The sequence below is a fragment of the Duganella violaceipulchra genome, assembly GCF_019166075.1.
Lineage (GTDB): Bacteria > Pseudomonadota > Gammaproteobacteria > Burkholderiales > Burkholderiaceae_D > Rugamonas > Rugamonas violaceipulchra.
In genome coordinates this window covers 279,001-300,788 of sequence record NZ_JAHTGR010000009.1, presented here as the reverse complement: position 1 = coordinate 300,788, position 21,788 = coordinate 279,001, and the positions used below count along the sequence as shown (strand labels likewise).

General features: G+C 65.1%; 16 protein-coding genes and 1 tRNA gene. 5 read left to right on the top strand and 12 right to left on the bottom strand.

Annotated features, from left to right (window positions below; translation table 11 throughout):
- Positions 1-119 precede the first annotated feature (119 nt).
- Together KVP70_RS18685 and KVP70_RS18680 are read left to right on the top strand one after the other, a co-directional pair.
- Entirely contained in the window at positions 120-3,365 is a 3,246-nt protein-coding gene (locus KVP70_RS18685; RefSeq protein WP_217943670.1) for a DUF2339 domain-containing protein, read from the top strand.
- Positions 3,362-4,762, top strand: coding sequence for a DUF3999 family protein (locus KVP70_RS18680; RefSeq protein ID WP_217943669.1), 1,401 nt, complete (start codon positions 3,362-3,364; stop codon positions 4,760-4,762). Before KVP70_RS18685 ends, KVP70_RS18680 begins: the two co-directional genes overlap by 4 nt.
- On the opposite strand, the gene KVP70_RS18675 is transcribed toward KVP70_RS18680, so the two are convergent.
- The 8 genes from KVP70_RS18675 to KVP70_RS18640 form a co-directional block, all read right to left on the bottom strand.
- Positions 4,725-6,038: an amidohydrolase gene (locus tag KVP70_RS18675; protein WP_217943668.1), complete on the bottom strand. Its 1,314-nt coding sequence runs from the start codon at positions 6,036-6,038 to the stop codon at positions 4,725-4,727. The two genes, KVP70_RS18680 and KVP70_RS18675, sit on opposite strands and share 38 nt — an antisense overlap.
- A 136-nt stretch (positions 6,039-6,174) precedes the next feature.
- On the bottom strand, positions 6,175-6,756 hold the full coding sequence (gene pth / locus KVP70_RS18670; RefSeq protein ID WP_217943667.1) for an aminoacyl-tRNA hydrolase: 582 nt from the start codon (positions 6,754-6,756) through the stop codon (positions 6,175-6,177).
- Between the two features lie 184 nt (positions 6,757-6,940).
- Positions 6,941-7,576 carry a 50S ribosomal protein L25/general stress protein Ctc gene (locus KVP70_RS18665; RefSeq protein WP_217943666.1) on the bottom strand — a complete coding sequence of 212 codons (636 nt, stop codon included), beginning with the start codon at positions 7,574-7,576 and terminating at the stop codon, positions 6,941-6,943.
- Positions 7,577-7,740: 164 nt separating this feature from the next.
- Entirely contained in the window at positions 7,741-8,691 is a 951-nt protein-coding gene (locus KVP70_RS18660; RefSeq protein ID WP_217943665.1) for a ribose-phosphate pyrophosphokinase, read from the bottom strand.
- Positions 8,692-8,854: 163 nt separating this feature from the next.
- Positions 8,855-8,931 (bottom strand) — tRNA-Gln (locus KVP70_RS18655).
- A gap of 76 nt (positions 8,932-9,007) precedes the next feature.
- On the bottom strand, positions 9,008-9,886 hold the full coding sequence (gene ispE / locus KVP70_RS18650; protein ID WP_217943664.1) for a 4-(cytidine 5'-diphospho)-2-C-methyl-D-erythritol kinase: 879 nt from the start codon (positions 9,884-9,886) through the stop codon (positions 9,008-9,010).
- A gap of 8 nt (positions 9,887-9,894) precedes the next feature.
- Positions 9,895-10,518 carry an outer membrane lipoprotein LolB gene (locus tag KVP70_RS18645; protein ID WP_217943663.1) on the bottom strand — a complete coding sequence of 208 codons (624 nt, stop codon included), beginning with the start codon at positions 10,516-10,518 and terminating at the stop codon, positions 9,895-9,897.
- Between the two features lie 10 nt (positions 10,519-10,528).
- On the bottom strand, positions 10,529-12,310 hold the full coding sequence (locus KVP70_RS18640; RefSeq protein ID WP_217943662.1) for a tetratricopeptide repeat protein: 1,782 nt from the start codon (positions 12,308-12,310) through the stop codon (positions 10,529-10,531).
- A gap of 146 nt (positions 12,311-12,456) precedes the next feature.
- On the opposite strand from KVP70_RS18640, the gene mutM reads away from it, so the two are divergent.
- Genes mutM through mutY form a run of 3 tightly spaced genes read left to right on the top strand, consistent with a single transcriptional unit; the run spans position 12,457 to position 16,374 of the window.
- Positions 12,457-13,290, top strand: coding sequence for a bifunctional DNA-formamidopyrimidine glycosylase/DNA-(apurinic or apyrimidinic site) lyase (gene mutM / locus KVP70_RS18635; protein ID WP_217943661.1), 834 nt, complete (start codon positions 12,457-12,459; stop codon positions 13,288-13,290).
- An 11-nt stretch (positions 13,291-13,301) separates the two neighbouring features.
- Positions 13,302-15,230, top strand: coding sequence for a dynamin family protein (locus tag KVP70_RS18630; protein ID WP_217943704.1), 1,929 nt, complete (start codon positions 13,302-13,304; stop codon positions 15,228-15,230).
- Between the two features lie 13 nt (positions 15,231-15,243).
- Positions 15,244-16,374, top strand: a complete 1,131-nt coding sequence (gene mutY, locus KVP70_RS18625) for an A/G-specific adenine glycosylase (protein ID WP_217943660.1) — start codon at positions 15,244-15,246, stop codon at positions 16,372-16,374.
- Here mutY and KVP70_RS18620 read toward each other — a convergent pair.
- The 4 genes from KVP70_RS18620 to KVP70_RS18605 are packed head-to-tail and all read right to left on the bottom strand — an operon-like array spanning position 16,371 to position 21,783.
- Entirely contained in the window at positions 16,371-16,661 is a 291-nt protein-coding gene (locus KVP70_RS18620) for a hypothetical protein (protein WP_217943659.1), read from the bottom strand. The genes mutY and KVP70_RS18620 overlap by 4 nt on opposite strands.
- Before the next feature lie 55 nt (positions 16,662-16,716).
- Positions 16,717-17,853, bottom strand: coding sequence for a deoxyguanosinetriphosphate triphosphohydrolase (locus KVP70_RS18615; RefSeq protein WP_217943658.1), 1,137 nt, complete (start codon positions 17,851-17,853; stop codon positions 16,717-16,719).
- Between the two features lie 3 nt (positions 17,854-17,856).
- Complete coding sequence (gene aroKB / locus KVP70_RS18610; RefSeq protein WP_217943657.1) at positions 17,857-19,500, bottom strand: bifunctional shikimate kinase/3-dehydroquinate synthase AroKB; 1,644 nt, start codon at positions 19,498-19,500, stop codon at positions 17,857-17,859.
- 12 nt (positions 19,501-19,512) lie between these two features.
- Complete coding sequence (locus KVP70_RS18605; RefSeq protein ID WP_217943656.1) at positions 19,513-21,783, bottom strand: Ig-like domain-containing protein; 2,271 nt, start codon at positions 21,781-21,783, stop codon at positions 19,513-19,515.
- Positions 21,784-21,788 lie beyond the last annotated feature (5 nt).

Below are 21,788 nucleotides of genomic sequence, written 5' to 3'. Positions count from 1 at the left end.
GGCCGTTACGGAAGAGGCCGTGTCCGAATGTCAGACTTGACCCCCGCTTATATGGTCGTTTCGATTGAGGCAATGTTGCAAATGTGATAGCTTGCGATATTGACTCAGGAGAGCCGCTCATGGAATTCCTTTTGTTTATCTTCGGCGCGTTCACACTGAGCGTGGCCTGGCGCGCGCGCACGGAAGCGAAGCAGGCGCGCAAGATCGCCTCGGAATTGCAGCGGGAAGTGGACGCGCTGCGCGAGATGCAAACGTCCATGCAGCGCAGCGCCGCGCCGTCGTCTGCAACGCCAGCAGCGCAGCCTGCGCGCCCGGCGGCATCGACGCCTGTCTATGGGCCGATAGCGACAACCATGCTCTCGCCGCGTCCCCCACAGCCCGCACCCGTCGCAGCACCGACGCCGGCAGCGATAGCCACGTCGGCACCAGCGGCAGCACCAGTGCCGGTAGAGGCGCCCGCGCCCGCAGCCCCATCGCCCCGCCCCGCTCGCGCCGAACCAGCGCCACCGCCTGCGCCCCGGCCTGAGTCAACGCCGCCGCGCTGGCTGGTGGCCGCCAAGGCCTGGCTCTTCGGCGGCAACCTGGTCGCCAAGCTCGGCTTGCTGATCCTGTTCATCGGCGTCAGCTTCCTGCTCAAGTACACCGCCGCCCGCGTGACGGTGCCGATCGAATTCCGCCTGGCCGGCATCGTGCTTGCCGACATCGCACTGCTGGCCTGGGCCTGGCGCATCCGCCTGAGCCGTCCCGCCATCAGCCTGCCCGTGCAGGGCGCGGCGCTGGCCGTGCTGATGCTGGTGACCTTCGGCGCGTTCCGCCTGTACCAGCTGATCCCAGGCTCGCTGGCCTTCGCGCTGCTGTTCGTGCTGACCGTCTTCACCTGCCTGCTGGCGGTGCTGCAAGACGCCATGTGGCTGGCCATCTTCGGCATCGTCGGCGGCTTTGCCGCGCCCATCCTGGCGTCCACCGGCGGCGGCAGCCACATCGGACTGTTCTCGTACTACGCGCTGCTCAACGCCGGCGTGTTCGCGCTGGCCATGCTGCGCTCGTGGCGTCCGTTGAACCTGCTGGGCTTCGCCTTCACCTTCGCCATCGGCACCGCCTGGGGCGTACTGCGCTACACGCCGGACAATTATCTGTCGGTGCAATTGTTCCTGCTGCTGTTCTTCGCCTTCTACGTCTCGATCCCGCTGGCCTATGCAAGCCGGCAATCGGTCAAACTGAAAAACTACGTCGACGGCACGCTGGTGTTCGGCACGCCGATGCTGGGCTTCGGCCTGCAGTTCAGCCTGGTGCACGGCTACCCGTTCGGCGTGGCCTACTCGGCGCTGGCGCTGGGCCTGTTCTACATCGTCCTGGCCACCGTGCTGCGCCGGCGCGACAAGGTCGCCCTGCTGGCCGACGCCTTCCTCGCGCTGGGCATCGTGTTCGGCACGCTGGCGATGCCGTTCGCGCTCGACGGCCGCTGGACCTCCGCCGCGTGGGCGCTGGAAGGCGCGGGCATCGTCTGGATCGGGCTGCGCCAGAAGCAGACGCTGGCATGGATGTTCGGCCTGCTGGTGCAAGCCGGCGCCTGGCTGTCGTTCTTCGGCACCGTCACCGGAATGTCGCCGGAAAGCGCGATGGAATCGAATCTGTGGCTGGGCTTCATCCTGCTGTCGATCACCGCCTTCCTGATGGCGACCCGCTTCCGCGCCCAGCAAGACAGCGGCACCAAATTGTTTGCCGCGCTGGCGGCGCTGTTCCTCGCGTTCGCATCGATCTGGATGGTGGCCGGCGCCTGGACCGAAATCTTCCTGCGCACCGACGGCGCCAGCCAGGCCAACCTGCTGGTGGTCAGCGGGCTGGCGGCGGCGGCGGCGCTGTACTTCATCGCCCGCAAGATGGCGTGGCAACTGGCCAGCGGCTTCGCCCTGGTCGCACAAGCCGTCGCGGGCGTGATGCTGGCCGTGCTGGCGCTGACGCAGTGGAACTGGATCTCCGTCACACCCGACCTGCTCGACCGGCCGATACTGGGCGCGGCCATGATCTGCGCCGGCGCCCTGTTCAGCAGCTGGGCCCTGATGCGCTACGACGGCCAGCAAGCCGGCAGCGCCGGCTACGGCCTGTCGCGCCTGGCGATGTTGTGGGCCGGCCTGTGGTGGTTCGCCCTGATCCTGCCCGACCTGGCCGGCTGGCTGGCTATCCGCTACCAGATCATGACCACCGGCGCCTGGGCCAGCGACGACATCCTCGGCCCCGGCATCTACGGCATGCTGATCGCCGCGGGCACCGTGGCGATCGTGATGCTGGCGCGCCGCCTGCAATGGCGCAGCCTGCGCGCGCTGACGGCGCCGGCCTGGGTCGCGCTGGCCGTCGCCAGCGCCCTGATGCTGGGCGGCTTGTATTTCGACAACCGCCTGCCCGCCGCATCCACCTGGCTGGCCTACGCCGCGCTGTGGCTGGCGGGCGAATGGCTGCTGCGCGTCTGGCCCGCCAACGGCTGGACGCTGCGCGACGTCCCGCTGCAACTGCTGCACATCGTGCGCACCGGCGGCCTGTGGTTGATGATCTGGCCGGTCGCGGCGATCTGGATCACGCGCTGGCTGCACGGCGCCAACAGCGCCGAAGCGCAGCTGCTGGCCGACGCCGGCTGGGAGACCAGCGCCAGCTGGGCGCGCTTCATTCCGGCCTGGCTGATGATGGCCGCCGTCGGTTGGCTGATGCAGCGCAGCCGCGCCGGCGGCTGGCCGGTCGCGCCGCTGGCCGCATGGTACCGGAGCTGCCTGATCCCGCTGGCCTGCGGCTGGGCGCTGCTGCTGGTGGCGGTCTGGAACCTGTCGCAGAACGGCGCCATGGCGCCGCTGCCCTACGTGCCGTTGCTGAACCCGCTGGACCTGACGACCTGCTTCGCCATGCTGATGGCCTACGGCTGCTACCGCCTGCTGCGCGACATGGACGAAGGCGGCACGCTGCGCCACCAGCTGATCGCCTCCTGGCCGCCGAACTGGGTGGCGCCGCTGCCGCTGTTCGCCGCGCTGGCCGGCTATGGCTGGCTCAACCTGGCGCTGCTGCGCACCGTCTCCAACTACATGAAGGTGCCGTACGAATTCGACGCCATGTTCGCCTCGCAGTTCGTGCAGGCGATGCTGTCGCTGGTGTGGAGCGTCACGGCGCTGCTGATGATGCGCTACGCCGCCAGGCGCGTGCTGCGCGCCGTGTGGATAGGCGGCGCGGTGCTGCTGGCCCTGGTGGTCGCCAAGCTGTTCCTGGTCGACCTGTCCAACGTGGGCGGCGTCGAGCGCATCGTTTCCTTCGTCGGCGTGGGCGCGCTGATGGTCGGCATCGGATATCTGGCGCCCTACCCTACAGAATCGGAAAAGTCATGAAGAGCATCCTGATCGCGGCAGCGGCCGCATCGGCCATCGCCTCGGCGGCGGCCAGCGACACGCCGCAGGACTACACCCACCTGCTGCCGCTGACCACCGGCGCCAAACAGGGCGTGCTGCAAGTGCGGCTGTCCAAGGACGTCTACCTGCATGCGCGTTCGCCGCTGCTGGATGACGTGCGGGTGTTCGACGCCAGCGGCGCCTTGCAGCCGTTCGCGCTGCGCACGCCGGCGCCGGCCACGCGCACCAGCCGGCGCGAGCTGCCGTCCTCCATCTTCCCGCTGATGAGCACGGCGACAGCGGCCGGGCAGCTGGACCTGGATGTCAGCACGGCCACCGACGGCCGCCTGCTGTCGGTCAAGGTCCGTCCCGACAACGCGCGCGACAAGGCCGCCCAGCCGCCGCACTTGGCGGGACTGGTGCTCGACCTGGGCAAGGATGCGGCCGACACGCCGGTCAGCGCGCTGCGCTTCACGCTGCCGTCCGGCCAGCGCGAGTACAGCGCACAAGTCTGGCTGGAGACCAGCGCCGACATGAAGCACTGGGATACCATCGGCGCCGCCGACCTGAACTGGCTGGTCAACCAGGATGCGCAAACGCTGTCCAACGACCGCCTGGAGTTCGACGCGCGCAGCTTCCGTTATGCCCGGCTGAACTGGCGCAGCGGCACGCCGATCCAGTTCGCCGGCATCACCGCCGAGCAGCTGGTCCACGCCGATGTCGCCCAGCCCGCCGAGCAATTGCTGCTGCAGGCGGCGACCGGCAGGCAGGCACAGGACCTGGTCTACGCAGTGCCGCCCGCCGTCGCGCCGGGCAAGGCCGGGCTGCAATTTAGCGAAGCCAATATTGTGTTGTCCGGCACGCTGGGCAGCTATCGCGAACTGCCGGCAAGGCAAGCAGGACAAGGCCCGGCCTGGCGCTTCGATCCGCTCGCCAGCGCGACGTTCTACCGCATCGCCCAGGGCGAGCAGGTGCGCAGCTCCGGCGACATCGAGGTGCCTCCCGTGCATGCGACACAATGGGTGCTGCGGACCACGGCGCCAGCAACAGCAAGGCCCGCTTTACGATTGAGCTGGCAGCCGGCCACGCTGATCTTCCTCGCCAATGGCAATGGCCCCTACACCTTGGCGGTCGGCCGCGAGCGCGCAGCGCCGGTGGTGCGCGAGTTGAGCCAGGTCGCGCCCGGCTTCTCCGATGCGGAATTGCAGAAGCTGGAACAAGCCAGCGCCGGGCCGGCCAGGCAGCAACAAGGCAGCGGCGCACAGGACGCCACGGCGGCGCTGAGCGCGGCCAACGCCGCCCAGCAGCGCCTGTTGGTGCTGTGGGGTGTGTTGCTGCTGGGCGTGGCCGTGCTGGCGTTTATGGTTTGGCGCCTGCTGCGCCCATCACGTTCATGACGGCCAAGGTCATCGCCTGGGCGGCGGTCTTGATCGACGGCTCCGGCACCGGCGCGTAGTACGGCGAGTGGTTGAAGGCGATCGGCTTGCCGCCCGGCCTGGCCGCCTCGGCCACCGCCTTCGGATCGTAGACGCCGGTGAAGAAGAACATGCCCGGCACGCCCTCGTTGACGTAGGCCGAGAAGTCTTCGCTGGCCGTCATCGCCGGCATGCGCGAGACGTTGGCGTCGCCGAAGGCTTTCTTCAGCACGCCCTCGGTGCGCCTGACCAGCGCATCGCTGTTGTCGATCGCGGCGCCGCCGGTGATCAGCTCGACATCGGGCGCCGGCGCGTCGGCCATCGCGGCCGAGGCGTTGGCGACGCGGCGCACGCCGGCCAGCAGTTTCGCCCGTACTTCCGGGCTGTATGAGCGTATCGTGCCGCGCACGCGCACGCTGTCGGGGATGATGTTGCCGACCGTGCCGCCGTTGATCGCACCGATGGTGACGACGCCGAATTCCTTGGGATCTTTCTCGCGGCTGATGACGGTCTGCACATCGACCACGAAGCGGGCGGCGATGGTGATCGGATCGAGCGCCTTGTCCGGCGCCGAGCCGTGGCCGCCGCGGCCCTTGAAGGTGATTTCGATGGCGTCCGAGTTGGACGACACCGGCCCGCTGTTGTAGCCGATGGTGCCGTAGGCCAGCGGCCAGCTGTGCAGCGCGAAGGCGTAGTCCGGTTTCGGGAAGCGCTTGAACAGGCCGTCGTCCAGCATGGCCTTGGCGCCGCTGACGGTTTCCTCGGCCGGCTGGCCGATGAACATCAAGCTGCCCTTCCACTGCGACTTGAGCGCCACCAGGGTGCGCGCCGCGCCCAGCCAGGCGGTCATGTGGACGTCGTGGCCGCAGCTGTGGGCCACCATCGTGTCCTTGCCGTCCAACAGCGCGTGCGCCTTGCTGGAATAGGCGTAGCCGGATTTCTCCTCCATCGGCAGGCCGTCCAGCTCGGTGCGCACCAGCACGGTCGGGCCGGCGCCGTTCTTGTAGATGGCCACCAGGCCGGTCTTGCCGACTTTTTCCGTCACCTCGAAGCCGATCGCGCGCATCTCGGCGGCCAGCTTGGCGGCCGTATGTTCTTCCTGGAAGGCGATTTCGGGATGCGCGTGCAGATCCTTGTAGATCGCGTCGAGCTTGGGATACATGCCGTTGATCTGGCTGGCGACGGTGGCGGAAGCGTCCTGAGTCTGGGCCTGGGCGGCGTGGACGATCAATAATGCGGCAAGCGGGAGCAGCTTCATCGGTGGTTTCCTGGTCTGGGGGATAACCGGACCAGCATACCACCACTGGGGTCAAGTCTGACATTCGGACACGGCCTCTGCCGTAATGGCCATTACGGCAGAGGCCGTGTCCGAATGTCAGACTTGCCCCCCGCTATCAGGCGGTGTGCAACTTCATCGTGGCGGCGTCGAACTTGCCTTCGACGATGAGCGGCATCACCAGCAGCGACTTGGCTATGGCTTGCTCGATCAGCTCCTGGTCTTCGCGGCGCGGGCGGTGCAGCACGAAATCGGCCACCTGCTGCGCCAGGCTGAGCGTGCGCGGATGGCCGATGCCCAGGCGCAGCCGCCAGTAATCCTGCGTGCCAAGCGCGGCGGTGATGTCCTTCAGGCCGTTGTGACCGCCGGAAGAACCGCCCTTCTTCAGGCGCGCCGCGCCGGGCATCAGGTCCAGCTCGTCGTGCACGACCAGCACCTCGTCCGGCAACATCTTGAAGAAGCGGCACAGGCCGCCGACCGACTGGCCGGAGCGGTTCATATACGTCTGCGGCTCCAGCAGATAGACCTCCTGGCCGGCGACCGCGCCCTTGGCCATCAGCGCGTTGTACTTGGTCTCGCGCTGCAGGCGCGCGCCGATGTCGTTGGCAAGGTTGTCCACCAGCCAGAAGCCGGCGTTGTGACGGGTTTGTTCGTATTCGGGACCGGGATTGCCGAGGCCGACGATGAGACGTATGGACATGAGGTGCTCAGTCAAATAAATGGGATTATCGCGCAAACCCGCACTGCGGCCACATGGGGTCAGACCCCGCACGGGGTCTGACCCCGGCATCCGGGGTGCGGGGTCAACGCTCAAGCATAAAAAAAGCCCGCCTGGCACAGGCCGGCGGGCTTTCGCTGCAACCGCCCGGAGGCGGCGTCAGTGATTACTTCTTGGCTTTAGCAGCTGGCTTGGCGTCAGCAGCTGGAGCTTCAGCGGTTGCAGCGGCTTCAGCAGCTACGTGACCAGCAGGTACCGAAGCGGTAGCGATGGTCAGGTTCGAACCGTGGGTGACCGCGGTCACGCCAGCTGGCAGAACCAGGTCAGCGATGTGCAGCGAGTGACCAACGTCGATGTTCGACAGGTCAACGGTGATGAACTCTGGCAGGTCTTTTGGCAGGCACGTTACTTCGATTTCATTGGCGACGTGGCTGATGGTGGCGCCGTGCAGTTTGACTGCCGGGGACACGTCGGCGTTAGCGAAGTGCAGAGCCACTTTCATGTGCACTTTGGCGTTTGCATCAACGCGCTGGAAGTCAGCGTGCAGAACCAGTTGCTTGAACGCGTGAACTTGGAAGTCACGCAGCAGAACTTGCTGGGTGACACCGTCGATTTCCAGATCCAGGATCGACGAGTGGAAGGCTTCTTTTTTCAGCGCGTGGTACAGCGCGTTGTGATCCAGCGAGATGGTCACTGGCGCTTCGGTACCGCCGTAGATGATGCCAGGGGTTTGGCCCGAATTGCGCAGGCGGCGGCTCGCTCCGGAACCTTGCAATTCGCGTTTGAATGCAACAACTTTCATGTGTAACTCCAAAAATAACAGGGCTCGCGCCCCGTGTTATGAAGCCCCCGCGACCAGGGTGCTTCGAAAATGAGCGCATTGCGCTCATGAAACTGGGAAGTACAACGGCTCGCCAGGCATATTTACCTGGCGAGCCGCCTAAAAACTGACTAAATCGTTTATCTTTAGTCGATAAACAGGGAGATCACGGAATCGCCCTTGATGATGCGTTTGAACGTCTCGGCCAGCAGCGGTGCGCAGGTCAGCTGACGGATCTTGCCGCAAGCCTTGGCCGCCTCGGACAGCGGTATCGTGTCGGTCACGACCAGCTCGTCCAGCGACGAATTGGTGATGCGCTCGATTGCCGGGCCGGACAGCACTGGGTGCGTGCAATAGGCGATGACTTTCTTCGCGCCGCGCTCTTTCAGCACTTCGGCAGCCTTGACCAGGGTACCCGCGGTGTCGACCATGTCATCCATGATCACGCAGTTACGGCCTTCGACTTCACCGATGATGTTCATCACTTCGGACACGTTGGCCTTCGGACGACGCTTGTCGATGATGGCCAGGTCGCAGCCCAGGCGTTTTGCCAGGGCGCGCGCGCGCACCACACCGCCGACGTCCGGCGACACCACCAGCAGGTCCTGGTAGTTCTTCTTCTGCAGGTCGCCCAGCAGAATTGGCGAAGCGTAAATATTGTCAACCGGGATGTCGAAGAAGCCCTGGATCTGGTCTGCGTGCAGATCCATGATCAGGACGCGCTCGACGCCCGCTTCTTCCAGCATGTTCGCGACCACTTTGGCCGAGATCGCAACGCGCGCCGAACGCGGGCGACGGTCTTGACGGGCATAGCCGAAGTAAGGAATAGCTGCGGTGATACGGCCAGCGGACGCGCGTTTCAGGGCGTCGACCATCAGGATCAACTCCATCAGGCTGTCGTTGGTTGGGGCACAAGTCGATTGCAGAACGAAGACGTCCTTACCGCGAACGTTTTCGTTAATCTCAACCATCACTTCGCCGTCCGAGAATTTCGAAACGTTTGCCTTGCCGAGAGGGATGCCGAGATTTTTAGCGACTCCTTCTGCCAATGCAGGATTAGCGTTGCCGGTAAAAACCATCAGGTTTTCGAAAGCCATTGGGAGTCCCAGAGATAGTCGATGAAATTTTTGAAAAGTCGCCAGCGAAAACCGCATGGCGCTGTACTTGGAACTTAGTGTATGGTTCGCGCTGTGGCGACGCCATCTTTGCCCTACCTGGCCGGAGACAACTTACGCCTCGACGGGTCCAGATACAAACGAATGGCAGGGGAACAAGGATTCGAACCTTGGTATGCTGGAATCAAAATCCAGTGCCTTAACCAGCTTGGCGATTCCCCTACGCAACTGACTGCTTGTCGTTACATGGCCGGTATTTTACAGCCATTTTCACGCTAAGCCAAATTTTTTTACTGCCTCACAACTTTTCGATGATCGGGTGGCGATCCAGCGCTTTCGCTTTCCAGGCTTTCCACTTCGCCGGCACTTTTGCAAGCACCGCATCCGCTTCGTTCTCGGTTGCTACCGCACTGAACACACAAGCACCGGAGCCAGTCATCCTGGCGTCACCGTAAGCACCGAGCCATTCTATCGCCTCTGCTACCGGCGGGAATAACTTCGTTGCCACTTGCTGCAAGTCGTTCTTTCCAAACCCTTTTAAACCGATTCGATTTTCGAGGTGGCTGGAAAAGTCCGTTATTATGACGACCGGAGTATCCCTTGTCAAATGTTCTGAGCAAAAAATTGCTGCCGTCGGCACCGCGACGCCCGGTTCGATGACGACATACCAGCAATCCGGCGCCTTGACCGGCCGCATCGCCTCCCCCACGCCTTCGGCAAAAGCGGTCTGCCCGAAGATGAAAAAGGGGATGTCCGCGCCCAGCGGCAGGCCCAGCGCCATCAACGCCTCCTTGCTTAGACCGGCCTGCCACAAATGGTTCAACGCCATCAGCGTGGTGGCCGCGTCGGACGAGCCGCCGCCCAGGCCGCCGCCCATGGGCAGCACCTTGTCGATGGCGATGTTCACGCCGGGCGGCAGCGCGCCCGTGCGGCGCAGCACGTCGGCCTGCAGCAGCCGCGCGGCGCGGATGATCAGGTCGCTCTCTTCCGGCACGCCGGGCAGCTCGGTCACGCGGCGGATCTGGTGGTCGTCGCGCAGCTCGAAGTGCAGCGTGTCGCCGTGGTCGATCAACTGGAACACGGTTTGCAGCAGATGGTAGCCGTCGGCGCGGCGGCCGTTCACGTGCAGGAACAGGTTCAGCTTGGCCGGAGCCGGGCAATTCTTCAGACTGGTCATGGTGTTTCTTATTCTGCGTTCGGGCGGATGGCGATGCGGATCGCCATGTCGTCGACCTGTCCCGCGCCCAGGCGCGTGAGGTCGATGCGTTTCGGTTGCGGCGCGGCCGCTGTGTCGTCCTGCCAGGTGACGTATTCGACTTTCCAGCCGTCGCGGGTGATCACGCTGTCGTTGGCCGGCGAGGCGACGAAGCGCTTGCCGCCGGCGTCGATGGCATAGCCTTGCAGCCAGTCGCGCAGGCCGGAGACCGGCAGCGTCCAGCCCAGCGTCTGCGCGCTCAGGCTGTCGAGGTCGGGCGCGGTGCGCGGCTCCTTGCCGCTTTGCGTGAGCGTGGCCGATCCCGGCGCGACATGGATCACGGCGACGATCTGGCCGGTCGGCGAGAGCAGGCTGACGTCGGTGGCGGCCTTGGTCTGCTGCCAGGTGAACTTGCCGCTCAGCGATTCGCGCTTGCCGTCCTTGCTGTAGTTGATGGCGATGCCGCCGCCAAGCTCGATGCTGTCGCGGTACGGCGCGACCACGGCGGCCGAACGCGGTGCGGAGGTGGTGGCGCAGCCGGCCAGCACCGCGGCGGCCAGCGCGGCAGCGAGCATGGCGGCGGGTGCGCGGCGGCGCAGCTTGAAGAGGGTCATCGGGTATCGCTTACAGGCTTAGTTTTAAACGGGCGAGCGTGCTTTTGAGCGCGTCGTTTTTCGGGTCTTTGGTTTGCGCTTCCTGCCACATCTGCTGGGCGCCGGTCTTGTCGCCCTTGACGAACAGCACCTCGCCCAGGTGGACGGCGATTTCAGGATCGCCGCGCAAGGCGTAGGCGCGGCGCAGCAAGGCTTCCGCTTCGCTCAGGTTGCCCATGCGGTACTGCACCCAGCCCATGCTGTCCATGATGAAGGGATCGCCCGGCGCCATCTTCATGGCCTTGTCGATCAGCGAGTAGGCTTCCGGCAGGCGCTCGTTGCGCTCGGCCAGCGAGTAGCCCAGCGCGTTGTAAGCGTGCTGGTTGTCGGGCGCGGCGATCATCACCTGGCGCAGCGCCTTCTCCATCAACTCCACCTGGCCCATCTTTTCGGCGATCAGCGCGAAGTCGTACAGCAGGTCGGGATTGTCCGGGTAGCGCTTGACGGCGTTTTCCAGCACCACGTAGGCGGCGCGGTTGTCGCCGGCGTCGCGCAGGATCTGGGCGTCGGCCTGGAAGATCTGCGCCTGGTCGACGGCCTCGGTCGGCTTCAGTTCGGCCAGCTGCTTGCGGGCTTCGTCGACATTGCCTTTACGGGCCGTCAGCTGCGCCATCTTCATGCGCGCGGCCAGGTAGATTTTTTCATCGCTGCCGTCGACCTTGTCCAGCCAGTTGTAGGCGGCGTCGAAGTCGTTGCGCTGCTCGGCGATCTGCGACAGTATCATCAGCACCTTGGACGGGTCGCGCTCGTCGCTTGGGTGGTCGGCCAGCACCTTGATGAAATCGGTGAAGTACTTCTCCGCGTTGGGCATGTCGTTGGACTGCATCGCCATCACGCCCAGCGCGTACAGCGTGGCCAGGTTGTCCGGCTGGTCTTTCAGCAGGGTCAGGAATTCCTTGCGGGCCGGTTCGGTCTGCTTGGCGTCGGCCAGGATGCGGGCATAGGCGGCGCGCACTTCACGCGACTTCGGATATTTGTCCAGGAACGTGGACAGCACCTTCAACGCGGTGTCGATGTCGCCGGACACTTGCGCCATGGTCAGGATGGCCAGCTCGGAATCGGGCTTGATGCGCAGCGCCTGTTCCGCCTCGGCGCGGGAGCGCTCGTTGTCGCCCAGCGCGAAGGCGCCCTGCGCCAGGATCAAATGGCTTTCCAGCGTGCCGCTGTACGGCGCCAGCACGCGCTCTTCCAGCGCGTAGGCGGCGCTCTTGTCCTTGGCGCGCAGCAGGAATTGCTGCATCTGGAACATGGCCAGCGGGCGCGCCTGCACCGGCGCGGCCTTCAGGCGCTCGACAAAGATCTGCTCCGCCTCGCCCAGGTCGTCGTTGACGACGGCGAAACCGAGGAAGTATTGGGTGGCCTCGTCCGAATCCGGCGCCAGGCCGCGCCACAGGCGGATGGCCGACAGCGCTTCCGGGCCCTGCTTGGCGGTCAACGCCATTTCGGCGGCGCGGCGCGCCAGGCGCGGATCGCGCGTCTGCTGGGCCAGCGCCAGCAGGGTGATGTAGGCGCCCTGCCACTGCCCTTGCTTGAATTCCAGCTCGGCCTTGGTGATGCGGAACAGCATGTCGCTGGTCAGTTCGACATTGGGCAACGCCTCCTCGGCCGGCGCCGGTGCGGCGGCGAGCGGTGCGGGACTCTCCGCCGCCGCGTCGGCGGGCGCCGCAGCGGCGGACTCCGGCTCTTTTTGCGGCGCGACGGCGCACGCGGACAGCAAGGCGGAGAGGGTTACAATGGCGAAAGCGTTTTTCAAGGGAAGATCCTGGCAAGTCGGCAAAAGGTACAGAGGCTACCGGATTCTACGCGTAACACTCCGATTGCGTCTTTTGACTAGTGTAACCAAATATTCCGCCACGACCAGAGTCAGCCGCCTCAATATTTCGACCGTTTGCGAACCAGATGCCAGAATTACCAGAAGTTGAAGTCACCCGGCGCGGCGTTGCGCCGCATATCGAGGGGCGCACCGTGCATCAGGTGGTGCTGCGCCGCGAAGGCTTGCGCTGGCCGTTTCCGGCGCAGCTGCCGCAGTTGCTGGCCGGCCACCAGGTGCTGCGCACCGGCCGCCGCGGCAAATACCTGCTGCTGCACTTCGACCATGGCACGCTGATCATCCACCTCGGCATGTCGGGCCACCTGCGCATCATGCCGACCGATATCGCACCGGAAAAACATGATCATTTTGATCTCGTGGTCGAGACCCCGGACGGCCTGCGCGTGCTGCGCATGAAGGACCCGCGCCGCTTCGGCGCCGTGCTGTGGCACGACGACGCCGACGGCTTGCTGGAGCACCACGCGCTGCTGCGCGAGCTGGGCGTGGAGCCGCTGGAGGCTGGCTTCAGCGGCAAATTGCTGTACGATCAGACCCGGCAGCGCAGCGCGCCCGTCAAGCAGGTGCTGCTGGCGGGCGACATCGTTGTCGGAGTCGGCAATATTTATGCTTCGGAAAGCTTGTTCCGCGCCGGCATCAACCCGAAGACGCCGGCCAAACGCATCAGCCTGGCGCGCTACGACAAGCTGGCCCAGGCCGTGCGCGAGATCCTGGCCGAGGCCATTGTCCAGGGCGGCAGCACCCTGCGCGATTTTATTAGCGTCAACGGCCAATCCGGGTATTTTCAGCAGACTTATTTCGTCTATGATCGTGCAGGTGTTCCCTGCAAGGTGTGCGCGGCGCCGATACGGCAGATCAAGCAAGGGCAACGATCCACGTTCTACTGTGTGAATTGCCAAAAATAAGGGCAGACATGATGGTCAGGGATTTCGAACAATACAGCGCCTGGCGGCAAGGCGTCGTCACGGCGTTGAAAGATTATCAAGCTTGGGTGGCTGGCGCGTCCCTGACCGACGCCGCCACCGACCAGCGCATCGTGCGCACGCTGGCGCGGCTGGCCGACGACAAATTGTCGGTGGCCTTCGTCGCCGAATTCTCGCGCGGCAAATCGGAATTGATCAACGCCATCTTCTTCGCCGACTACGGCCAGCGCATCCTGCCGTCCGCCGCCGGCCGCACCACCATGTGCCCGACCGAGCTGATGTACGACGCCAGCTTCGCACCGTCGATCCGCCTGCTGCCGATCGAAACGCGGGCCGAGAACCTGTCCACCAGCGACTACCGCGACCAGCCGGCCGCCTGGACCGTGCTGCCGCTGAACCTGGACGCCGGCGCCGATATGCACGAGGTATTCAAGCAGGTCAGCATGACGCGCCACGTGCCGGTGGAGGAAGCCAAGCGCTACGGTCTGTACGACGAGGACGATCCCGACATGCCGGTCACCTTGGACGATGCCGGCCTGGTCGAGATTTCGCTGTGGCGCCACGCGATCATCAACTTCCCGCACCCGCTGTTGAAGCAGGGCCTGGTGATCCTCGACACGCCGGGCCTGAACGCCATCGGCACCGAGCCCGAGCTGACGCTGAACCTGATTCCGAACGCGCACGCGGTGCTGTTCATCCTGGCCGCCGACACCGGCGTGACCAAGAGTGACATCGAAGTCTGGCGCCAGCACATCGGCGCCGGCGCCGGCCGCCTGGTGGTGCTCAACAAGATCGACAGCATGTGGGACGAGCTGCGCAGCGAAGCCGAGATCAACATCGAGATCGAGCGCCAGCAGGCCAACGTAGCGCACGTGCTGGCGCTGGAGCCGCGCCAGGTGTTCCCGGTGTCGGCGCAGAAGGCGCTGGTGGCCAAGATCACGCAGGACCCGGCGCTGCTGGAGCGCAGCCGCCTGCAGACCTTGGAAGGCGCTTTGTTCAACGAGCTGATCCCGGCCAAGAAGGAAATCGTGCGCAAGCAGCTGAGCGAGGAATTGCATGCGCTGAGCTCGGCGCAGCTGGCGATGGTCAACGCCCGCAGCCGCGGGGTGGTCGAGCAGCTGCATGAGCTCAAGGGCTTGCGCGGCAAAAACCAGAGCGTGATCGCCCACATGATGCGCCGCATCGACGTGGAGAAAAAGGAGTTCGACGCCAGCCTGTTCAAGCTGCAGGCCACGCGCGCCGTGTTCACGCGGCTGTCCACCGAGCTGTACACCAGCATGGGCATGGACATCGTGCGCGACGATATCGAACAGGTGCGCCAGGAGATGCAGCGCAGCCGCTTCTTCACCGGCGTGCGCGAGGCGGTGCGCAACTACTTCGAACGCATCCGCGCCAGCCTCGACGCGGCCGAGCACAAGACGGTGGAGATCAGCGAGATGATGGGCGTGATGTACCGCCGCTTCTCCAACGAGCACGGGCTGACCCTGGCCTTGCCGATGCCGTTTTCGCTGGAGCATTACCGCGAGGAGATCGAGGCTATCGAGGCGATCTACTACAAGCAGTTCGGCACGGCGACCTTGCTGACCACCAGCCGCGTGGTGTTGATGGAGAAGTTCTTCGACACCATCGCCTCGCGCGTGCGCGGCTGCTTCCGCGCCGCCAACAACGATGCGGAGGCGTGGCTGAAGGTGATCATGGCGCCGCTGGAGGCGCAGATCCGCCAGCACAAGGATCAGTTGAAACACCGGCTGGCGTCGATCCAGCGCATCCACGATGCGACCGACAGCCTGGAACAGAAGATCGACGCGTTTGAAGGCAGCCAGCAGGAGCTGGAGGCGCAGAAGGCGCGGCTGAATGAATTGGCGGGGCAGATCAGCATCGCCATCAACGCGGAATTCGTGGCGCTGGACGCCGCCGCTTAAGTTTAGGAAAAGAATGAAAGTTGTAGCAGGTGAGAATTTTGCGGACCCCAGTTTCTCGGCCGATTTGATCGGCTGGCAAAAAGTGCATGGACGCCATGTGCTGCCGTGGCAGAACACGCGCGATGCGTATCTGATCTGGCTATCGGAAATCATGTTGCAGCAGACGCAGGTGTCGGCGGTGCTGGGCTATTACGCGCGCTTCCTGGAGCGCTTCCCTACCGTGCGCGACCTGGCTTGCGCGCCGGTCGAGGATGTGATGGCGCAGTGGAGCGGCCTGGGCTACTACACCCGCGCGCGCAACCTGCACAAGTGCGCGCAGCGCGTAGTGGCCGAGTATGACGGCGTGTTTCCTTCCGATCCTTTGCTGTTGGCGGAGTTGCCCGGCATAGGCCGTTCGACGGCGGCGGCGATCTCGGCGTTTTCCAGCGGCACGCGGGCGGCCATCATGGACGGCAACGTCAAGCGCGTGTTCGCGCGCGTGTTCGGCATCGACACCTATCCGGGCGAGCGCAAGACCGAGGAGATGATGTGGCGCCGCGCCGAGGCGCTGTTGCCGGAGCTGGGCATCGAGTCGTACACGCAGGGCTTGATGGACATGGGCGCGACCTTGTGTACGCGCAGCAGTCCTTCGTGCGAACGCTGCCCGATGCAGCCGCGTTGCGTGGCGTTTTCCACCGACCGCACCAAGGACCTGCCGGTGCGCAAGCCGAAGAAGGCCAGCCCGGAAAAGCATGCGGTGATGCTGGCGATTATCGACGGCGGCCAGGTGCTGCTGGAACAGCGTCCGCCAAGCGGGATATGGGGCGGTTTGCTATCACTGCCGGAGCTGGACGGCCATCTGCTGGCCGAGGACGATGAGGTGGAGGCGGCCGATGACGATGCGCTGATGCTGGCGGTGGGCAAGTTCGGCGAGATGGAATCGCACGAGCGGCTGTCGACGGTGACGCATGTATTCACGCACTACAAGCTGCACATCGCGCCCTATCGCGTGACCCTGGCGCGGCGGCTGGCGATGGCCGCCGAGTCCGGCCACGTCTGGTACGACGCCGCCAAGATCGCCGACGCCCCGCTGCCGGCGCCGATCAAGAAACTGCTGCTGGAATTGGTCGGCGACAGCAAGGCCGCGCAGCAAAGGATGTTCTAAGGCCAGAGTTTAATGGCCGCCACCACCACGCCGGAAATGGAAATAAACGCCGCGATGGCCCATAGGGTCATGCGCGTTTCCAACTTAGCCAAATACAACTTCAGATCGGCAATATCTTCCTTGGTCGCGTAATTGGACTGAATGATGGAGACCTTGGCCTCAAGTTTGGCAAAATCTTCCTTAGTAGCGTAGTGTGGGCGTATGGAAGCCGTGTCCGCAGCGAGCGCGGCCACCTCTTTCTCCACCGAGGTCAAACGCCTATCCAGTTGTGTGATTTGCTCGTCCATCCACCTATCATGCGCCGAACACCGTTGATGCTCAAGAGCGCACGATTGAGCCCACTCAAAGCTCGTCGAGCGAGAACAGCCGGCGGTGTTCGCGGATGGCGTAGCGGTCGGTCATGCCGGCGATGTAGTCGGCGATCTTGCGCGCCTGTTTGCCGACGTCGCCCGATTTGTCCTGGTAGTCCGGCGGCAGGAGCACCGGCTCGGCCATGAACGAGTGGTACAGCTCGCGCACGATGCGGCTGGCTTTCACCCGCATGCGGTTGACCTTGTAGTGACGGTAGAGATTCTCGCGCAGGAAGCGCTTGAGCTCGGTGGCGTCCTTGCGCATCGGATCGGAAAAACGGATCAGCGGCGGCGCGGCGCGCACCTCGTCCAGGCTCCTGGGCGCGGCATCGGCCAGCAAGGCGCTGGAGGTGGCGATCAGGTCGTCGGCCAGCGCGGTGATCAGGCGGCGCAGGGTTTCGTAGATCGCGCGCCGGCCCGACAGGCCGGGGAAGGTCACCTGCACATCGCGCCACAGCCGCGCAAAGAACTCCACCTGCTCCAGCTGCTCGATGGTGATCAGGCCGGAACGCAGGCCGTCGTCGATGTCGTGGCTGTTGTAGGCGATCTCGTCGGCAAGGTTGGTCAGCTGCGCCTCCAGCGACGGCTGGGTGCGGTCGATGAAGCGCTGCGCCACCGGCCCCAGCAAGCGCGCATTGTTCAGCGAGCAGTGCTTGAGGATGCCCTCGCGGGTCTCGAACATCAGGTTCAGGCCGTTGTAGGCGCCGTAGTGTTCTTCCAGCTCATCGACCACGCGCAGGCTCTGCAGGTTGTGCTCGAAGCCGCCATGGTCCTGCATGCATTCGTTGAGCACGTCCTGGCCGACGTGGCCGAACGGCGTGTGGCCCAGGTCGTGCGCCAGCGAGATCGCCTCCACCAGGTCCTCGTTCAGGCGCAGGTTGCGCGCCAGCGAGCGGCCGATCTGCGCCACCTCCAGGCTGTGCGTCAGCCGGGTGCGGAACAGGTCGCCTTCGTGGTTGAGGAACACCTGGGTCTTGTATTCCAGTCGGCGGAAGGCCGAGGAATGAATGATCCGGTCGCGGTCGCGCTGGAACTGGCTGCGCGAGGCGTGCGCCGTTTCGTCGAAGCGGCGCCCCGCTCCGCCCGCCGAATGGGCCGCGTAGGGGGCGAGGAATTCGTCGGGCAGCATGGCTTAGATGCTGGCGGCCAGCGTGGCCAACAGCAGCTCCTGCGGCGCGTTGGTGATGCTCGGCGCGCCCAGCGGTTTCAACAGGATGAACTTGATGGCGCCGCCCTCGTTCTTCTTGTCGACCTCCATCAGCTCCAGCCAGCGCTCGGTGCCCAGGTCGGGCGCCTTGACCGGCAGGCCGGCCGCCACCACCAGCGCGCGCATGCGCGCCACGGTGGCCGCGTCGACCAGGCCCATGCGGTGCGACAGATCGGCCGCCATCACCATGCCGCAGCCGACGGCCTCGCCGTGCAGCCACTCGCCGTAGCCCAGGCCGTTCTCGATCGCGTGGCCGAAGGTGTGGCCGAAATTCAGGATGGCGCGCAGGCCGCCTTCGCGTTCGTCCTGGCGCACCACCTCGGACTTGATCTCGCACGAGCGGGCGATGGCGTAGGCCAGCGCACCCTTGTCGCGCGCCATCAGCTTGACGATATTGGCTTCGATCCAGTCGAAGAAGGCGGCGTCGATGATGGCGCCGTGCTTGATCACCTCGGCAAGGCCGGCCGACAGCTCGCGCGCCGGCAGGGTTTCCAGGGTCGAGGTGTCGGCGATCACCGCGCGCGGCTGGTAGAACGCGCCGATCATGTTCTTGCCCAGCGGATGGTTGATGCCGGTCTTGCCGCCCACCGAGGAATCGACCTGCGACAGCAAGGTGGTCGGCACCTGGATGAAGTCGACGCCGCGCATATAGCTGGCGGCGGCGTAGCCGGTCAGGTCGCCGATGACGCCGCCGCCCAGGGCGATCAGCGTGGTCTTGCGGTCGGCCTTGGCGGCCAGCAGCGCATCGAAGATCTGCATCAGGCTGGACCAGTTTTTATACTCTTCGCCGTCCGGCAGCACGATGGCCGTGACCTGCTTGCCGGCCTGGCGCAGGCCGGCCTCGACGCGCTCCAGGTATAGCGGCGCGATGGTGGTGTTGGTGACGATGGCGACCTTGTCGCCGTGGACGTGGCGGGCCAGCAGCATGCTGTCTTGCAGCAGCCCGGGGCCGATCGAGATGGGGTAGCTGCGCTCGCCCAGCTCGACATTTAACAGGATGGTGGATTCTTCGTTCATCGATGGTTCGGCTTGTGTGACGCAGTTGGGCGAGGCTACGCAAGCCCGGGTTTCCAGCTGGGTCAGGATGGATTGAACCATCGATTGTACGTTAGGTCGGCCGGTATCGATGACGATATCGGCAATTTCCATGTACAAAGGATCACGGGTGGCCATCAATTCTTCGAGTTTTTTGCGCGGATCGGCCGTTTGCAGCAGCGGCCGGTTCTTGTCGTGCGCCGTGCGTTGCAGGATGCTGTTGACGGTGGCGCGCAGGTAGATCACGGTGCCGCGCTGCTTCAGGTAGGCGCGGTTGTCCGGGTTCAGGATGGCGCCGCCGCCGGTGGCCAGCACCAGGTCGGGTTGGGCGGTCAGCTCGCGGATCACGTCCGCCTCCCGCCGGCGGAAGCTCTGTTCGCCTTCAATTTCAAAAATCCAGGGGATCGAGGCGCCGGTGCGGGCCTCGATCTCGTGATCGGAATCGATGAAACGCAGACCCAGTTTGCGGGCCAGGATGCGGCCGATGGTGGTTTTCCCTGCCCCCATCAGGCCGACTAAAAACACATTTTGCATTGAACCCCGGTTTTAATTTGTATTGGTACAGGACGTCACATCGATGCCATACGGGCTGTACCGGCCCGGCGGCGCCACGCCCGCCGTCGTGAAGTCGGACGCCAAATACGGCAGCCTGATATTGGTAGTATACAGCGCCTCGGTGCCCGTCACCTGGCCGCGGATGGTCAGCGCCACATTGATCCAGTTGGCGTGGTCGCGCGCATACGTCAGCGACACCACGGCCTGGCCATTGACGTCAGTGGTCGCGGTCGGTGTCACGACGACGGTACCATTTCCTGGAGTCAATATTCCATCCTGGTTCACGTCTTCGCCTGGCTGCTTGATGTTATCACTGTTGACGTCCTCGTTGAGGCAGGCGAGCGGCAGCGGGTTGTTGCCGGACAGGTCGAGCACCCAAGGGCCGGTGGTGCCGACATAGTACAGCTGCCCCTTGTAGTAGTAGCGCGGGCGCACCGAACTGGTCAGCTTGATGCCGGCGGCCGGGTTGCCGGCGGCGTCGGTCACGGTCACGGCGTAGTCGACCTGGTAGCTGGTCGTGCTCGGAATGCCGATGGTATTGCCGGTACCGGCGCTGATCGAGGCCGCCCGCTTGGCCACGGTCAGCTGGACCTGGCCGGCGTTGTTCGACGCCCCCTGCAGCTGGGCCTGCACCACCACGCCGTTCGGCTTGGTGTCGTTGGGACCGGCGATGTAGCTGACCGAGGCGGTGCCGTCGGCGCCGGTGGTGACCACCGAAGGCTGGGTCAGCGTGCCGGCGCTCGGATCGCTGACGAAGGAGAACGCGACCACGGCGTTCTTGACCAGGTTGTTTTCCGCTGTGCCGTCCAGCACGGTGGCGCGCAAGGTCGATTGCTGCACCGTGCTGCCATTGGCGTTGACGCCGATAACCGCCGGGTCGGCCTGGACACTGACGATCGCCGACGAGGTGTACGGTGCGACGAACTCCAGCAAGCCCTGGGTCGACAGGTTGCTGGCGGTGGAGGTGGCGGTCAAGGTGGCCATGCCGGGATTGACCGCGCGCACATAGGCGGTGGCGTTGCCGTTGACCAGGGTCAGCGCGCTGGTCGGCGTGGCGCAGCCGACGTCGGAATAGATGGTGCCGCGCGAGGTGTTGAGCGTGACGCCGCCCGCCTGCGGCACGCCGCCGATGTCGCTGTGGACCGCGACCTTCTGGCAGGTGTTGATGTTGGTGACCGACTGCGGCGCGCCGGCGCCGTCGACGCCGCTGACGGTGAAGTTGGTGGCGCTGACCACGATCGAGGTGTTGGCGATCTCGCCGGCCGAACGCACCACGATGGCGTCGGTGCCGGCCGTCTGCGCCACATAGCTGAGCACCAGCTGGCCGGAGGAATCGGTGATGGCCGGGCCGCCGCCCTTGACGCTGAGGCTGTTGGCGCCGCCGGCGCTGAAGGTGACGGCCTGCCCCGACAGCGCGCTGCCGGCCGAATCGACCAGCTTGACGGAGACGTCGGTGGCGGCGCCGACCTTGACGGAGCTGCTGTTGTTGATGGTCAGCTTGTTGCCGGTCACCTTGATCGGCAGCGTCCGCGTCTGGGCGCCAGTGGCGGACGCGGTGACGGTGAGGGTGCGCGAGGTCGGATCGTTCCCCCGGTCCAGCTTGGCCGTGACGCGGCCGTTGGCGTCGCTGACGTGGTTGGCATAGACCAGGTTACCTAAGGAGTCGACCTGCAGCGCCACGGAGACGCCCGGCAACACATTATTGGACGAATCCTTGACCACCACCGACACCGTCACTTCGCTGCCGGCCGCGCCGGACGAGGCCAGCTCGCCGGGGTTGGAGGTCAGCGTCAGCGTCGGCATCGCCGTCACCACCTTGACCACGATCGGCGTCGAGTTCACCGTGCCGACGCTGGCGGTGAGGGTGATCTCGCCCGCCGCCGGGCTATCCTTGATGCTGAGTTTTTCCACCACCTCGCCGCTGGCGTTGGTGACGCGGTTGGTGTTGCTGATGATGCCGGCGCTGGACTTGAAGGCCACCGTCTCGCCCGCCAGCGCGTTGTTGTTGGCGTCCTTGACGATGGCCGTCAGCGTCACCTCGGTGCCGGCCAGGCCGGACGAATCGATGGTGGCCGGGTCGGCCTTGAGGGTCACGGTGGCCACCTTGCTGACGACCGGCGGCGGCGTGCCATTGCCGTTGCCGCCGGCCGAGCCGCCGCCGCCGCCACAGGCGGCCAGCGCAGCGGCGACGCCGAGCGCCGCCAGCCAGCGGCCGCTGCGGAGTATGGGTTGGGCCAGGCCCGTGGATAGCGCGTATGTCATGTCAG

Bases quoted from the DNA above. Each gene is read 5' to 3' on its own strand.
- pth (WP_217943667.1), bottom strand. From the start codon at position 6,756: ATGTCCATACGTCTCATCGTCGGCCTCGGCAATCCCGGTCCCGAATAC.
- KVP70_RS18665 (WP_217943666.1), bottom strand. From the start codon at position 7,576: ATGAAAGTTGTTGCATTCAAACGCGAATTGCAAGGTTCCGGAGCGAGC.
- KVP70_RS18615 (WP_217943658.1), bottom strand. From the start codon at position 17,853: ATGCTGCCCGACGAATTCCTCGCCCCCTACGCGGCCCATTCGGCGGGC.
- ispE (WP_217943664.1), bottom strand. From the start codon at position 9,886: ATGACCAGTCTGAAGAATTGCCCGGCTCCGGCCAAGCTGAACCTGTTC.
- aroKB (WP_217943657.1), bottom strand. From the start codon at position 19,500: ATGCAAAATGTGTTTTTAGTCGGCCTGATGGGGGCAGGGAAAACCACC.
- mutY (WP_217943660.1), top strand. From the start codon at position 15,244: ATGAAAGTTGTAGCAGGTGAGAATTTTGCGGACCCCAGTTTCTCGGCC.
- KVP70_RS18620 (WP_217943659.1), bottom strand. From the start codon at position 16,661: ATGGACGAGCAAATCACACAACTGGATAGGCGTTTGACCTCGGTGGAG.
- KVP70_RS18660 (WP_217943665.1), bottom strand. From the start codon at position 8,691: ATGGCTTTCGAAAACCTGATGGTTTTTACCGGCAACGCTAATCCTGCA.
- KVP70_RS18675 (WP_217943668.1), bottom strand. From the start codon at position 6,038: ATGAAGCTGCTCCCGCTTGCCGCATTATTGATCGTCCACGCCGCCCAG.
- mutM (WP_217943661.1), top strand. From the start codon at position 12,457: ATGCCAGAATTACCAGAAGTTGAAGTCACCCGGCGCGGCGTTGCGCCG.
- KVP70_RS18685 (WP_217943670.1), top strand. From the start codon at position 120: ATGGAATTCCTTTTGTTTATCTTCGGCGCGTTCACACTGAGCGTGGCC.
- KVP70_RS18630 (WP_217943704.1), top strand. From the start codon at position 13,302: ATGGTCAGGGATTTCGAACAATACAGCGCCTGGCGGCAAGGCGTCGTC.
- KVP70_RS18605 (WP_217943656.1), bottom strand. From the start codon at position 21,783: ATGACATACGCGCTATCCACGGGCCTGGCCCAACCCATACTCCGCAGC.
- KVP70_RS18680 (WP_217943669.1), top strand. From the start codon at position 3,362: ATGAAGAGCATCCTGATCGCGGCAGCGGCCGCATCGGCCATCGCCTCG.
- KVP70_RS18645 (WP_217943663.1), bottom strand. From the start codon at position 10,518: ATGACCCTCTTCAAGCTGCGCCGCCGCGCACCCGCCGCCATGCTCGCT.